The sequence below is a fragment of the Pseudomonas sp. S32 genome, from assembly GCF_016648095.1.
Lineage (GTDB): Bacteria > Pseudomonadota > Gammaproteobacteria > Pseudomonadales > Pseudomonadaceae > Aquipseudomonas > Aquipseudomonas parafulva.
Genome location: NZ_JACVVF010000015.1, coordinates 39,052 through 53,786, shown reverse-complemented (window position 1 = coordinate 53,786; position 14,735 = coordinate 39,052). Strand labels below are relative to the sequence as shown.

The 14,735-nt window shown below is 62.6% G+C and carries 10 protein-coding genes; 5 read left to right on the top strand and 5 right to left on the bottom strand.

Annotation, left to right across the window (positions count from 1 at the left end; translation table 11 throughout):
• Nucleotides 1-30: 30 nt before the first annotated feature.
• Together IAE38_RS10760 and IAE38_RS10755 are read left to right on the top strand one after the other, a co-directional pair.
• Nucleotides 31-915 carry a homocysteine S-methyltransferase family protein gene (locus IAE38_RS10760; protein ID WP_201217585.1) on the top strand — a complete coding sequence of 295 codons (885 nt, stop codon included), beginning with the start codon at nucleotides 31-33 and terminating at the stop codon, nucleotides 913-915.
• Between the two features lie 164 nt (nucleotides 916-1,079).
• Complete coding sequence (locus IAE38_RS10755) at nucleotides 1,080-3,053, top strand: BCCT family transporter (protein ID WP_201163564.1); 1,974 nt, start codon at nucleotides 1,080-1,082, stop codon at nucleotides 3,051-3,053.
• A 5-nt stretch (nucleotides 3,054-3,058) separates the two neighbouring features.
• Here the strand turns inward: IAE38_RS10755 and IAE38_RS10750 are convergent, their stop codons facing one another.
• From IAE38_RS10750 to IAE38_RS10735, 4 genes are all read right to left on the bottom strand, one after another.
• A complete protein-coding gene (locus IAE38_RS10750) occupies nucleotides 3,059-4,015 on the bottom strand; it encodes an arsenic resistance protein (protein ID WP_201217533.1) in 957 nt (318 codons plus the stop codon).
• Between the two features lie 121 nt (nucleotides 4,016-4,136).
• The gene (locus IAE38_RS10745; protein ID WP_201217532.1) at nucleotides 4,137-4,724 is read right to left on the bottom strand and encodes a hypothetical protein; all 588 of its coding nucleotides are present in this window, start codon (nucleotides 4,722-4,724) and stop codon (nucleotides 4,137-4,139) included.
• 142 nt (nucleotides 4,725-4,866) lie between these two features.
• Nucleotides 4,867-6,120, bottom strand: coding sequence for a serine hydroxymethyltransferase (gene glyA / locus IAE38_RS10740; protein WP_201163567.1), 1,254 nt, complete (start codon nucleotides 6,118-6,120; stop codon nucleotides 4,867-4,869).
• A gap of 202 nt (nucleotides 6,121-6,322) precedes the next feature.
• Entirely contained in the window at nucleotides 6,323-10,093 is a 3,771-nt protein-coding gene (locus IAE38_RS10735; RefSeq protein ID WP_328804864.1) for a sensor domain-containing protein, read from the bottom strand.
• Nucleotides 10,094-10,399: 306 nt separating this feature from the next.
• Here IAE38_RS10735 and IAE38_RS10730 point away from each other — a divergent pair, with 306 nt between their 5' ends.
• From IAE38_RS10730 to gdhA, 3 genes are all read left to right on the top strand, one after another.
• On the top strand, nucleotides 10,400-10,789 hold the full coding sequence (locus IAE38_RS10730; protein WP_201163569.1) for a hypothetical protein: 390 nt from the start codon (nucleotides 10,400-10,402) through the stop codon (nucleotides 10,787-10,789).
• Between the two features lie 186 nt (nucleotides 10,790-10,975).
• Nucleotides 10,976-12,643, top strand: a complete 1,668-nt coding sequence (ettA, locus tag IAE38_RS10725) for an energy-dependent translational throttle protein EttA (protein WP_201217583.1) — start codon at nucleotides 10,976-10,978, stop codon at nucleotides 12,641-12,643.
• A 207-nt stretch (nucleotides 12,644-12,850) separates the two neighbouring features.
• The gene (gene gdhA, locus IAE38_RS10720) at nucleotides 12,851-14,191 is read left to right on the top strand and encodes an NADP-specific glutamate dehydrogenase (protein ID WP_201163570.1); all 1,341 of its coding nucleotides are present in this window, start codon (nucleotides 12,851-12,853) and stop codon (nucleotides 14,189-14,191) included.
• A 30-nt stretch (nucleotides 14,192-14,221) separates the two neighbouring features.
• On the opposite strand, the gene IAE38_RS10715 is transcribed toward gdhA, so the two are convergent.
• A complete protein-coding gene (locus IAE38_RS10715; protein WP_028631732.1) occupies nucleotides 14,222-14,722 on the bottom strand; it encodes a GreA/GreB family elongation factor in 501 nt (166 codons plus the stop codon).
• Nucleotides 14,723-14,735 lie beyond the last annotated feature (13 nt).

The window sequence follows — 14,735 nt, the reverse complement described above, 5'->3', positions numbered from 1 at the left end:
CTTTAGAGTAGTTATATGAAACAGCGAGCGATGGTGATTCTTGACGGTGGCATGGGCCGTGAACTGCAACGTAGCGGGGCGCCGTTCCGCCAGCCCGAGTGGTCGGCACTGGCCCTGAGCGAAGCGCCGGAGGCCGTGGTGGGTGTGCATGCGGCGTTCATCGCTGCAGGTGCCCAGGTGATCACCAGTAACAGCTATGCGGTGGTGCCTTTCCATATTGGCGAAGCGCGCTTCGCTGAAGAGGGGCGCCAGCTCGCCAACATTGCCGGGCAACTGGCCCGTCACGCCGCCGACAGCGGGGCGCACCCGGTGAAGGTGGCAGGCTCCTTGCCACCGCTGTTCGGCTCCTACCGCCCAGACCTGTTCCAGCCAGCGCGCGTGGCAGAGGTGCTGCTGCCACTGCTGCAAGGCCTGTCACCCCATGTGGACCTGTGGCTGGCAGAAACCCAAAGCGCCATTGCCGAAGTGCGGGCCATTCATCAGCACCTGCCTGAAGACGGCCGCCCGTTCTGGGTGTCGTTCACCTTGCAGGATGAAGACGTGGACGCCGTGCCACGCCTGCGCTCCGGTGAACCGGTAGCCGATGCCATCGAGGCCGTGGTTGCCCTCGGTGCTGCTGCGGTGCTGTTCAACTGCAGCCAGCCCGAAGTGATTGGGGCTGCAATCGATGTGGCCCGCCAGGTGATCGAGCAGCATGGGGCCGAGGTGGCAATAGGGGCGTACGCCAATGCCTTCCCACCACAGCCGAAGGAGGCCACGGCCAATGATGGCCTGGATGAACTGCGTGAAGACCTCGACCCACCGGGCTACCTGGCCTGGGCCACCGACTGGCGCGAGCGGGGCGCCAGTATGGTAGGTGGCTGCTGCGGCATAGGCCCGGAGCACATTGCCGCGCTCAAACGCGACCTGGGCTGACCTGCTGGCGAATGCCTGGCGGTAAAACACAGCGGTTAAGTTTGGGAAATGCCGGAACTGACGGTAAGGTTTCAGCATCTCTCATTCATCACGCGCCGAGGGTGGTCGTGTCCTGACCACCCATTCACGATGCGCAGCGCTGAACGCCAGGAGTAATACTGCCTATGACTGCAGAGCAAAAACGCAGGAGCACCATCAACCCGCCCGTCTTCTTCACCAGTGCCATACTCGTATTGTTGCTGGTGCTGTATGCCACTGTTTTCCAGGAACACGCCCAGCGCGTATTCGAACACGTCCAGCAATGGATCATCACCAACGCCAGCTGGTTCTACATCCTCACCGTGGCGCTGGTACTGATCAGCGTGGTGTTCCTGGCGGTCAGCCGTTATGGCGACATCAAGCTGGGCCCGGACCACAGCGAGCCGGATTACCCCAACAAAAGCTGGTTCGCCATGCTGTTCTCCGCAGGCATGGGCATCGGCCTGATGTTCTTCGGCGTTGCAGAGCCGGTGATGCACTTCATCAACCCGCCGGTGGGTGAGCCCAACACCATCGCGGCAGCGCGCGAAGCGATGAACATCACGTTCTTCCACTGGGGCCTGCATGCCTGGGCCATCTACGCCATCGTGGCGCTGATCCTGGCTTACTTCAGTTTCCGCAACGGGCTGCCGCTGACCCTGCGTTCGGCGCTGTACCCGTTGATTGGCGAGCGTATCTATGGCCCCATTGGGCATGCGGTGGACATTTTTGCCATTCTGGGCACGGTGTTTGGCGTCGCCACTTCGCTGGGCTACGGCGTGCTGCAGATCAACAGCGGCCTGCACCAGCTGTTCGGCTTGCCCATCAGCACCACCATCCAGGTCATCCTGATTGCCGTCACCTGTACGCTTGCCACCCTGTCGGTGGCCAGTGGGCTGGATAAAGGCATCCGTATCCTCTCCGAGCTCAACCTGGGCCTGGCGGTGATTCTGATGCTGTTCGTGCTGATTGTGGGCCCGACCGTGTTCCTGCTGCAGGCCTACGTACAGAACACGGGCGCTTACCTGTCCGATATCGTCAATAAAACCTTCAACCTGTTCGCCTACGAGCCCACCGACTGGATCGGTGGCTGGACGTTGCTGTACTGGGGCTGGTGGCTGTCCTGGTCGCCCTTCGTCGGGCTGTTCATCGCGCGTATTTCCCGCGGCCGCACCATTCGCGAGTTCGTCTGCGGCGTGTTGTTCGTACCGGCCGGCTTCACCCTGCTGTGGATGACCGTGTTCGGCGATACCGCCATTCACATGATCCTGCACGGCGGCATCAAGGACCTGGCCACGGTCGTCGACCAGGACAGTTCGCTGGCGCTCTTCGCATTCCTTGAGCACTTCCCGTGGTCAACGGCCGTGTCGATGCTGGCGGTGCTGATGGTGGTGGTGTTCTTCGTGACCTCTGCCGACTCCGGGGCACTGGTGGTCGACATGCTTGCCTCGTCGGGCAAAGGCCATTCGCCGCTGTGGCAGCGGGTGTTCTGGTCGGTCACCATGGGCGCCGTGGCTATCGCCCTGTTGCTGGCCAACGGCCTGAAAGCGTTGCAGGCGGCCACTATCGCCAGCGCCTTGCCGTTTGCGGTCATTCTGCTGGTGGCAATCTGGGGGCTGTTCAAGGCGCTTGGCCTGGATGCCACCCGGCGCGGCCTGCGCACCCAGGCCCTGCCCGGCCAGCGCCAGCACCGGCAGAACCACGGGGGCTGGCAGCGGCGCCTGCGCAACATTGCCATGATGCCGCGCCGGGCTCACGTGACGCGCTTCATCAACGATGTGGTGAAACCTGCCTGTGAGGAAGTGGCCCAGGAACTGCGCAAGCAGGGTTACGACGTCACGGTAGATGAACGCGACGACGGCCGTGTCACGCTGGAGTTATCCCATGCGGGTGAAGGTCGCTTCAAATACGAAGTTCGCCCCCGCGCGTTCAATACCCCCAGTTTTGTCATCCGCGAGTCGGACGACAACAACGATGCGCGCAAGTACTTCCGCGCCGAGGTGTACCTGCGTGAAGGTGGCCAGGACTACGACGTCATGGGCTGGAGCCGTGAAGATGTGATCGGCGACATCCTGGACCAGTACGAGCGCCACCTGCACTACCTGCACGTGGTCAGCTGAGCCCGTTACGTGCGGGCGAGCCTCGGGAGCGCCCGCACGTAGATCAGCTCGCACACCAGCTCCACCAGTGTTTGCGTAATCACGGCCGCCGCTGCCAGGGTGCGTAACTGCTCTGGCAAGGCCAGTGCCAATGGCAGCACCACCAGTGAATTACGGGTGGATGCACTGAACATCACCGAGCGTTGCTGGGGTACCGGCAGCCGCATCAGCCGTGCAGTTGCCCAGCCGATCAGCGGTGCTAGCACTGCAAAGGCCAGGTACACCGGTACCACGGGTAGCAACTGGCCCAAGTCCCTCAGCACCACGCTGATCTGCGGTGCGATCACCACGAACAGCACCAGCGCCATTGCCGGCACTGGCATCCAGGCCCAGGCATGGTTCCAGGCAGCCACCGCACTGGACCGTTTGACACTTGCGCTGGTCAGCACCGCCAGCCCCAGCGGCAGCACGATCAGTAACAGAAATGCCTGCAGAAACGGACTGATCGCCAGGCCTACCTGCGCGCTGTCCCCCAGCAATACCGCCAGGTAAACCGGCAGCAGCACCAGTTGCAGCAACAGCAGTACGGGCGTGGCCGCCAGGGTCAACCGTGCATCGCCCTTGCCCAGGTGGGTGAACACCACCACGTAGTCGATACAGGGCGTCAGCAATACCAGCAATGCGCCCACCAGCAGTGCTGGGTGGTGCATCAGGCCACGGGTAATGGCCGCGACCAACAACGGCACCAGAATGAAATTGGCCAGCAGCAAGGCAGCCATGAAGCGGCGATTACTCAGGCCCTCGCGCAGGCTCAGAAACGGAATCTGCAGGAACATGGCGTACATCAGTACGGCAATAGTGGGCGTGGCCAGTGCCTCCAGATAGCGCGCGGAGGTGCTGGACAGCAAGCCAAACACGATGGCCGCCAGCACGGCGGCGAAGTAGATCGGGGTCTGGTGGGTTTCGAGTTGGTCTCTGGTCAAGGGGAGCCTGTGAGCTTGAGCAAAAAACCACAGGTTAATCTGAAAAGTAGCCGGTTGCCGAGACAACGGCATTTGCGGCCCGGCTACGCGGCTGCTTTCCTGGCCTTAGGCTAATGATTGCTCAGGCAGACCTGTACCAGTCCACATCCCGCTGCTCGATTGCCAGCCTGAGCGTGCACCGGTCAGCCGCCGCGTGGCACATGGCATAGCCACCAACCGGGAATAGGGACTGGAGCCCGAGCGGGTTATCGGTGCTCACAAGTGAGATATCGATTTCGTCCGTCTCGGTTGTGATGACATCCAAATGTTCGCCGGTAGCGGCAGCAATGACTGACCAGAGGGTGGGATCTTTCTGTTCGATAGGCTTGACCGCCACCAGCCCTTCCTCCGTGACGAAAACGCCCTGGCCAAAATGCGGGCCACTGCGAATGTAAAGGCGATAACCCTCGTCACTGTGGCGGAAGTACAACAACAATGGGGCCGGCGCAGCCGCTCGCTCAAAGGTAATCAGCCCCAGGTCCTGGCCGTGTTGCCAGTCCTCATCCGAGCAATTGAGCATGCCAAGCGCCGATGCGCCGTCCAGGGCATGTGCAGGGCTAGCCAGTGGACTCTCCAGCACCACCTGACCACGGGTCATGCTGTCGAAAGTATTCACTGGGCAACCATTTACTTGCAGGGTTGCAATAAAGGAACGGGCTTTGTGTGTCATCAGGGGGCGCCTCCAATGTGTTCAACGGAGGCAGGAGGCTAAGGTGAACCCTGGCTGGGGCCTATCTGGAACCGATTCCGGGATGCCTGCAGGCACAAAAAAGCCCGGCATCAAACCGGGCTTCTTCAGCTCAACGCTGCGATCAGTTGCCGTAAACCGGCAGCTTCTTGCAGATGGCCTTGACCTTCTCGCGAACGGCGTCGATCACCGCGTCGTTGTTCAGGTCAGCCAGGATGTCGCAGATCCAGCCGGCCAGTTCACGGCATTCGGCTTCCTTGAAACCACGGGTGGTAACGGCCGGGGTGCCGAAACGCAGGCCCGAGGTGACGAACGGCGAGCGTGGGTCGTTCGGTACCGAGTTCTTGTTGACGGTGATGAAGGCTTTGCCCAGGGCGGCGTCTGCATCCTTGCCCGAGATATCCTGTTTGATCAGCGACAGCAGGAACAGGTGGTTCTTGGTACCGCCAGACACCACGTCGAAGCCGCGCTCGATGAACACGCTGGCCATGGCCTGGGCGTTCTTCACCACTTGCTCCTGGTAGGCCTTGAACTCAGGCTGCAGGGCTTCCTTGAAGCAGATGGCCTTGGCGGCGATGACGTGCTCCAGCGGGCCACCCTGGGCACCCGGGAATACGGCAGAGTTGAGCTTCTTCTCGATCTCTTCGTTCTTGCGCGCGAGGATCAGGCCGCCGCGCGGGCCGCGCAGGGTTTTGTGGGTGGTAGTGGTGACCACGTCTGCGAACGGCACCGGGTTCGGGTAAACACCCGCAGCCACCAGGCCGGCCACGTGGGCCATGTCGACGAACAGGTAGGCACCGACCTTGTCGGCGATGGCGCGGAAGCGGGCGAAGTCCAGCACCTGCGAGTAGGCCGAGAAGCCGGCAACGATCATTTTCGGCTTGTGCTCGACTGCCAGGCGCTCGACTTCGTCGTAGTCGATCAGGCCGTTGCCGTCGATGCCGTACTGGATGGCGTTGTACAGCTTGCCCGAGGAGCTGACGGAAGCACCGTGGGTGAGGTGGCCGCCGTGGGCCAGGCTCATGCCCAGAATGGTGTCACCGGCCGACAGCAGCGCCAGGTAGACCGCAGCGTTGGCCTGGGAACCTGCGTGTGGCTGAACGTTGGCGTAGTCGGCACCGAACAGCTGCTTGGCACGGTCGATGGCCAGTTGCTCGACCACGTCGACGTACTCGCAACCGCCGTAGTAGCGCTTGCCTGGGTAGCCTTCGGCGTACTTGTTGGTCAGCACCGAACCCTGGGCTTCCATGACAGCCGGGCTGGTGTAGTTTTCCGAGGCGATCAGCTCGATATGCTCTTCCTGGCGCAGTTCTTCTTGCTGCATGGCTTCGAAGAGCTCGGCGTCGTACTTGGCAATGGTCAAATCACGGCTGAACATGGCGGTCCTCAAGGATCGGGGTGAATTGGGGGGGGCATTCTAACCGATTGCTCTGCAGCTGGCATATGAAGTGGCATCAAGTCGCGGACCAAAGGGCCTCATGTTGCAGGCCGCGCCGTTTGTGGGCTGGAGGTGGGCGGTAGTTGACTTGAAAGTCCGGTTTCAAGCGGTGCAGAGCATCGCGTGCCGCGCACTGGAAACGTCAGTCGAACATGAACAGCGTTTCGTTGGCGAACTGGGCTTCGAACTGGTGGGCCGGCATGGGCCGCCCGAACAGGTAACCCTGCACTTCGTCGCAACCATGCTCACGCAGAAACTCCAGCTGCTCATGGGTTTCGACACCTTCGGCGATCACTGCCAGGTTCAGGCTGTGGGCCATGGCGATGATGGCCCTGGCGATCTGCGCGTCCTGCTCGCCAGCCGGCAGGCCATCGACGAAGGTACGGTCGATCTTGAGCACGTCGATGGGGAACTGCTTGAGGTAGTTGAGCGATGAATAACCGGTACCAAAATCATCCACGGCAATGCTCAGCCCCAGGTTCTTCAGGCCGGCGAGAATCTGCAGCGCCTCGTTCACCTCGCGCATCAGGATGCTCTCGGTCAACTCCAGCTCCAGACACGCCGGTGGCAGGCCGGTTTCATCCAGGATGTTGGCGATGCGGGTGCCCAGTTGGCCGTCGGAAAACTGCCGCGCCGAGATGTTCACCGACACCTTGGGCACCCGCACCTTGGCCTTGTGCCAGGCCTTGAGCTGACGGCTGGCTTCGCGCAGCACCCAGTCGCCCACGTCCACCACCAGGCCCAGTTCCTCGATCACCGGGATAAAGTCGCCCGGCGGCACCAGGCCTCGGGTTGGGTGCCGCCAGCGCAGCAGCGCCTCGGCGCCGGTCAGGCGCTTGCCGTCGCCGCTGAACTGCGGCTGGTAGTAAAGAATGAACTCATTCTGCTCCAGCGCGTGGCGCAGGTCGCTTTCCAGCTCCAGGCGCTCCAGGGCGCTGGCGTTCATCTCGGCCTGGTAGAACTGGAAGTTGTTCTTGCCACGCTCCTTGGCGTGGTACATGGCTGTGTCGGCGTTCTTCATCAGCTGGCTAAGCTCGCTGCCATCTTGCGGGCTGAGGGCGATGCCGATACTGGCGGTAACGAAGAACTCGCGGTTTTCCAGCACGAACGGACGCACCAGGCTGCCAAGGATGTTCTCCGCCACATGAATGGCGCGGTTCAGGGCCAGTTGGCGGGTGGCCCGCGGTTGCAGCAACAAAGTGAACTCGTCGCCACCCATGCGCGCGACGGTGTCGTCGTCGTCCACGCAGGCCAGCAGGCGCTGGGCCATGTCCTTGAGCATGCGGTCGCCGGCGGCGTGGCCCAGGGAGTCGTTGATCGGCTTGAAGCGGTCCAGGTCGAGGAACATCAGCACCACCCATGCCTTCTGCCGCTCGGCTTGCTGCAGGGCGTTGTACAGGCGGTCCTGGAACAGCGTGCGGTTGGGCAGGTGGGTGAGGGCGTCGTAGTAGGCCAGGCGGTGAATGCGCTGTTCGCTGGCCTTGCGCTCGCTGATGTCGGTGAAGAAGCACACGTAGCTGGCCAGGTCGCCTTCGTCATCCAGCACGGCGGTGATGCCCACCCAGGCCGGGTAGTGATCGCCATCGCGGCGCTTGAGCCACACTTCGCCTTCCCAGCTGCCGCGCTGGTTCAGCTGCTTGAGGATGTAGCCCAGGTGCGCTTGCTGCTGCTCGTTCATCACCAGCATGCCCGGCAGTTGGTCCAGCACCTCGCTGACCGCATAGCCGCTGACGCGGCTGAACGCTTCATTGGCCTGCACGATGTAGCCAGCCGGGTCGGTGATCAGGATCGCCGACGTGGAGTGCTCGAATACCGTGGCGGCCATGCGCAGGTCTTTTTCGGCGCGGCGTTGCTGGCTGATGTCGCGGCCCACACCCAGCACCCCTTCGAAGCGCTGGTCGTCGTCCCACACCAGCACCAGGCGCAGTTCGATCGGGATCTTGCGGCCGTCGGCGCGCAGGCAGTCGAACAGGAACAGTTGCATTGGCAGATGGTTGCGCAACTCGGCCAGTTGGGCCGGGTCGTCCATGGCCTTGCTGACGCGCTCCATCAGGCCGTAAATACCCGTGAGCTGGGCCGGGTTGGCAATGATCGACTGCCAGCCGTTGGCGAAAATCCAGTCGGTCTGGTAGCCCAGCACGCTTTGCACCGAAGGGCTCACATAGTCCAGCTTGAGCTGGCTGTCCGTGGAGAAGATCACATCGCTGATGCTCTCGGCCAGCATGCGGTAGCGTTGTTCGCTGTCGCGCAGCGACTGGCTGGCTTCGATCTGCACGGTAACATCCTTGCCCACCCCGATGATGCGTGTCACCTGGCCGTCTGCGTCGCGGGCCAGCACCTGCTCACGGATGTCATAGCAGCGCCAGTTGCCGTCGCGGTGGCGGAAGCGCAACTGGCAGTGCAGCGGCTGGTCGTGCCCGGTTTCACGTTGCTGCTGGCGCAAGGCCTTGTAGTGGTCGGCATCTTCAGGGTGCAGCAGCAGTTCCCAGAAGCGGTCGCCCATCTGGGCCAGCTCGGTGCGGTCGTAACCCAGTGTCTGGCCCAGGTGACGGTTGCTGAAGATCATCCGCTGGCTGTGCACATCCTGCACGTACAGCTGGTCTGGTACGGTGCGGACCACGTCCGACCAGAAGCTTTCGCGCTCCAGCAGTGACAGTTCCACCTTCTTGCGGCTGGTGATGTCGCTGATGCTCAGGATCACGGCCTGGTAGTCCCGGCGCTGCTGCGGCAGGCGTGCCATCAGCCACAGGTGCAGCTCGCCACCGAGGGGGGAGGGCAGGCGCACTTCCAGCTCCAGCAAGGCGCGCTGCTCGATCAAGGCATCGATCAGTTGCATGCCGACGCTGTCGCGGCCATTGCCGCTTTCTTCGAACAGGCGCTGCCAGGCCCCTTCATGGCTGTCGATGTTCAGCAACTGGCGGGCCACTTGGTTGATCTCGGTGATCTTCAGTTGCTGCAGCAGAGCGCGGCGCAGGTTTGGCTCCAGGGCCAGGCTTTGCTTGAGCGCTGCGCGGTTACGCACGTGGTAGCGGTCCAGTTGCCCGGGAAGGCTGGACAGGTCCAGCACGCACAGCGCTACGCCAGTGCCTTCGAAAATTTCCTGGTAGCGCCGGCGGTCTTCCTGCAATGCGCGCTGGCGGCGGCGCATGTTGATCAGGGCCAGCAGCGGCAGCAGTGCGCAGATCAGCACCAGCACGCACTTGCCGATCAGCGCGGGCAGCAGCTTCTGCCGCGCCAGATGCGCGTCGAATTGCCCGCGCAACTGCCAGGTGCTGCTGTCGATGAACGCCAGCATCACGCTCTGCAACGGCGCCTGGCTGCTGTGTGAGGACAGGTGGCGTTGCAGTACATCGCCGCTGCGGCTGTTTTCCAGCAGCCATTGCGGGTGGCTGGCGCCGTTCAGGCGGTCGGTAAGGGTGCTGTAGTAGTCAGGTGACAGGCGCAGCAGCCAGTAGCCGCGGTCCTGCTCGGGCGCCTGGCGCAGCAGCAGGTAAAGCGTGCGGTTGTCGGCGGCGTTGGTGAAAAAGTACGGGCGGCCCTGGTTGAGCTTGAGCAATTCGTCGATCAAGGCGCGATCGCCCGCACCCGGCAGGCTGTCGATACGCGAACGGCCCGCGCTGTCCAGCCACGCCACGCTCTGCAATGCGGGTATCCGTTCGCGCAGCACGCCGACCAGCGCACTGACCGCAGCCGGGGCCGGCGCTTTGATATAGGGCTGCATCACATTGATGGCCTGCTGCGCCTTGAACGCCATGTTCAGGCTCAGGTGGTCGGCCAGTTCCGTGGTGGCATCCAGGCTCTTCTTGCGCAGCTCGGCCTGGGTATTGTTGAACTGGGCGAACAGCTGCCACAACAACAGGCCCAGCAGCAGCAAGGCCAGCAACGCCAACGCACCCTTGATCGACCCGCGCATGCTGGTAGCGGGCGCGTGGGGCGCGGAACGCGATGAAGGCGGTAGCGTGTGATTGGTCAAGCGTCGATCCTGCGATTGGGCTGGCGATGGCAGGTAGGGTCATGCGCGGCGGCTGCCGGTGCCTGGCTGCCATACCGCGGTGGCGCACTATAAGCCGGACACTCGAAACCGGCTAGCATGCCTAGCATTGTGGCAAAGTGCCAGCGCTGTTCGCCGTGTCCCGTGGGGCCCTGGTTCGGCAAGCCCCTGCAACCTGTGCGAGAATGCCGCCCGCTTCACATGACAACGCATCGGAGATGTTCGGTTTTGGTTACTCACTTTTCCACCAATGGCCTCGATTCCGCCTGTGGGCGCAGCAGTCAGACCCTTGTCAGCACTGCCGTGACCGAGGACGTATCCTGCAAGACTTGCCAGCGCTCGCTGGTAAAACCCGCCGCAGCCACCAAGGCCAAGGCGCCGTCGCTGGCCGAGTTGCGTACCAGCGCCAGGGCAGCTGCGCAACCGGCACCTGTAGCTGTGGCCAAGCCAGGCGCCAAGCCGGTCGCCACGCCTTCCGCCACGTCGGCACCTGTGGCCCCTGTACAGCCAGCGCGCAGCGGTGGTTTCAGCGTCAAGTCGGCCTGGGCTTCGCGCCTTGCCGAGCAAGGTGAGCGTTGCCGCTTGCCACGCGGCAAGGCCAGGCAGCGCCACGTCTGACCCCGCGCTGGCCGCAGCACCTGCAGGCCAGCGCCCCCTTTTTCTCGACCATTAGCCACGCCTATGCAACGCGGCGCGTTGGCGTAGAATGGTCCACTTTGTTCAACGACACCCGACCGTGACTCCCCTGGCCATCGCCGGGGCGCTCGTCGATGTCCTTACTTATCTGAATGAGAGGGCTTGGTTTTGGCTCAATACGTCTACACCATGCATCGGCTGAGCAAGGTCGTGCCGCCGAAGCGGGAAATTCTCAAGAACATTTCCCTGTCGTTCTTCCCGGGCGCCAAGATCGGTGTACTCGGCCTGAACGGCGCGGGTAAATCGACACTGCTGCGCATCATGGCGGGTGTCGACAAGGAGTTTGACGGCGAAGCCCGCCCGATGCCCGACATCAACGTGGGTTACCTGCCGCAGGAGCCGCAACTGGACCCCACCAAGTCGGTGCGCGAAGTGGTCGAAGAAGCGGTCAGCGTAATCAAGGACGCACAGGCCCGCCTGGACGAGGTCTACGCGGCCTACGCCGAGCCCGATGCCGACTTCGACAAGCTGGCCGCCGAACAGGCCAAGCTTGAAGCCATCCTGCAGGCCGCCGACGGCCATAACCTGGAGCGCCAGCTGGACGTGGCGGCCGATGCCCTGCGCCTGCCGGCCTGGGATGCGCGCATCGAACACCTGTCCGGCGGTGAAAAGCGCCGTGTAGCCCTGTGCCGCCTGCTGCTGTCGGCCCCCGACATGCTGCTGCTGGACGAACCGACCAACCACCTGGACGCCGATTCCGTCGCCTGGCTGGAGCGCTTCCTGCACGACTTCCCGGGCACCGTGGTAGCCATTACCCACGACCGGTACTTCCTCGACAACGTTGCCGGCTGGATCCTGGAACTGGACCGTGGTGCGGGTATCCCGTACGAAGGCAACTACTCTGGCTGGCTGGAAGCCAAGTCCGATCGCCTGGCGCAAGAGTCCAAGCAGCAGAGCGCCCACGAAAAGGCCATGAAGGAAGAACTGGAATGGGTGCGCAAAGGCGCCAAGGCCCGCCAGTCCAAGTCCAAGGCGCGCCTGCAGCGGTTCGAAGAAATGCAGTCGCAGGAATTCCAGAAACGCAGCGAAACCAACGAGATCTACATACCGGCTGGCCCGCGTCTGGGTGACAAGGTCATCGAGTTCAAGAACGTCACCAAGGGCTATGGTGACCGCGTACTCATCGACAACCTGTCGTTTGCCATGCCCAAGGGCGCCATTGTGGGTGTGATCGGCGGTAACGGTGCCGGTAAGTCGACCCTGTTCCGCATGCTGATGGGCAAGGAACAACCGGACTCGGGCAGCATCGAGATTGGCGAAACCGTGCAGCTGGCCTGCGTGGACCAGAGCCGCGAAGACCTGGACGGTGGCAAAACCGTGTTCCAGCAGGTTTCCGACGGCTCCGACCAGATCCGCATCGGCAACTACGAGATCCCGTCGCGTACCTATGTTGGTCGCTTCAACTTCAAGGGCGGTGACCAGCAGAAGTTCGTCAAGGACCTGTCCGGTGGTGAGCGTGGGCGCCTGCACCTGGCTCTCACCCTGAAAGAGGGCGGCAACGTGCTGCTGCTCGACGAACCGTCCAACGACCTCGACGTTGAAACCCTGCGTTCGCTGGAAGAAGCCTTGCTGGACTTCCCTGGCGCCGCCATCGTGATTTCCCACGACCGTTGGTTCCTGGACCGTGTAGCCACGCACATCCTGGCTTACGAAGACGATTCCAACGTGGTGTTCTTCGAGGGCAACTACACCGAGTACGAAGCCGACCGCAAGAAGCGCCTGGGTGATGCTGCTGCCCAGCCGCACCGTGTGCGCCACAAAAAGATGGCCCAGTAAGCCGCTTTCAGCTGCACAACGATGGGGCCTTCAAGGCCCCATTTTTGTGCCTGTAATCGGCAAATAGCGTTTTATTTTGTATACATTTATATAAAACGCACCAAATAATTTCATTAAAACGACATCGCGCCCTGTTGCAGGGCGATTGCTTCTTGGTACATTCCAGAGAAAACCAATAAGTCCAATCCTCTTGGTGAGATGTCTACCATGATCGAATCCGTCGACGATTTCCTCGCACGCCTGCAGCAGCGTGACCCCGGCCAACCGGAATTCCACCAGGCCGTGGAAGAGGTGCTGCGCACCCTCTGGCCGTTCCTTGAAGCCAACCCCCATTACCTGCAGGCGGGCATTCTGGAGCGCATGGTGGAGCCTGAGCGCGCGGTGCTGTTCCGGGTTTCCTGGGTGGATGACCAGGGCAAGGTGCAGGTCAACCGCGGCTACCGCATCCAGATGAGCAGCGCCATCGGCCCGTACAAGGGCGGCCTGCGCTTCCACCGGTCGGTGAACCTCAGCGTGCTGAAGTTTCTGGCGTTCGAGCAGGTATTCAAGAACTCCCTGACCTCCCTGCCCATGGGCGGCGGCAAGGGCGGTTCGGACTTCGACCCCAAGGGCAAGAGCGACGCTGAAGTAATGCGCTTCTGCCAGGCGTTCATGAGTGAGCTGTATCGCCACATCGGCGCTGATTGCGATGTGCCGGCCGGCGATATTGGTGTGGGTGCCCGCGAGATTGGCTTTATGTTCGGCCAGTACAAACGCCTGGCCAACCACTTCACGTCGGTGCTCACCGGCAAGGGCATGACCTATGGCGGCAGCCTGATCCGCCCGGAGGCAACTGGCTACGGCTGCGTATATTTCGCCGAAGAGATGCTCAAGCGCCAGAACCAGCGTATTGATGGCCGTCGCGTGGCCATCTCGGGCTCGGGCAACGTTGCCCAATATGCGGCGCGCAAGGTCATGGACTTGGGCGGCAAGGTTATTTCGCTGTCTGACTCAGAAGGCACGCTGTACGCCGAAGCGGGCCTCACTGATGCCCAGTGGGATGCGCTGATGGAGCTGAAAAACGTCAAGCGTGGGCGCATCAGCGAATTGGCCGCGCAGTTTGGTCTGGAATTCCGCAAGGGCCAAACCCCGTGGAGCCTGGTGTGCGATATCGCGTTGCCTTGCGCCACCCAAAACGAGCTGGATGTGGACGATGCCAAGGCGCTGCTGGGCAATGGCTGCATCTGTGTAGCCGAGGGCGCCAACATGCCTACCACGCTTGCGGCTGTGGATATCTTCCTGGAGGCAGGCATTCTGTATGCCCCTGGCAAGGCCTCCAACGCCGGCGGTGTGGCTGTGTCAGGCCTGGAAATGTCACAGAACGCCATGCGCCTTCTGTGGACGGCCGGCGAAGTGGACAACAAGCTGCACGGCATCATGCAGTCGATTCACCATGCGTGCGTGCATTACGGCGAAGAGGCCGACGGCCGCGTCAATTACGTCAAGGGTGCAAACATCGCAGGCTTCGTGAAAGTAGCGGATGCGATGCTGGCCCAAGGCGTAGTCTGACCCGCCCGCTATCAGGGCCGCGTCGCGGCCTTAGTCTGCTTCACCGTCGATCCGCACAACCTCGATCACCCGATCACCCGCTGGTCGGTGCCACGCCACCTCGTCCCCGGGCTCAGCACCGAGCAGCGCCCGCCCCAGGGGCGAGCCCCAGTTGATCAGCCCGCGCCCCGCGTCGGCCTGGTCTTCACCCACCAACTGCACGGTCTGCTCCAGCCCATCTTCATCAGCAAACGTGACGCGGCTGCCGATGGCGACCTTGCTGGATGACTGGGCAGGGGGCATCACCTGGGCGCTCTGCACGCGCAGGGTGAAGTAACGCAGGTCACGCTCCGTGTCGGCCAACCGCTGCTTGTCACCGCGCTCACCCTGCGCCGCCAGCTCACTGCGCAAGGTGTTGAGGCTGGCCACGCGGGCCTGCAACTGGCGCAGGCCACTGGCGGTTACATAGTTGGGTTGTTCACTGACATGCCGCTCTACCGGTTGATCGGCCTGGGCAGCGGCTTGGTCTTCGTTGACGAATGCTCGGCTCATGGCGGCCTCCTTG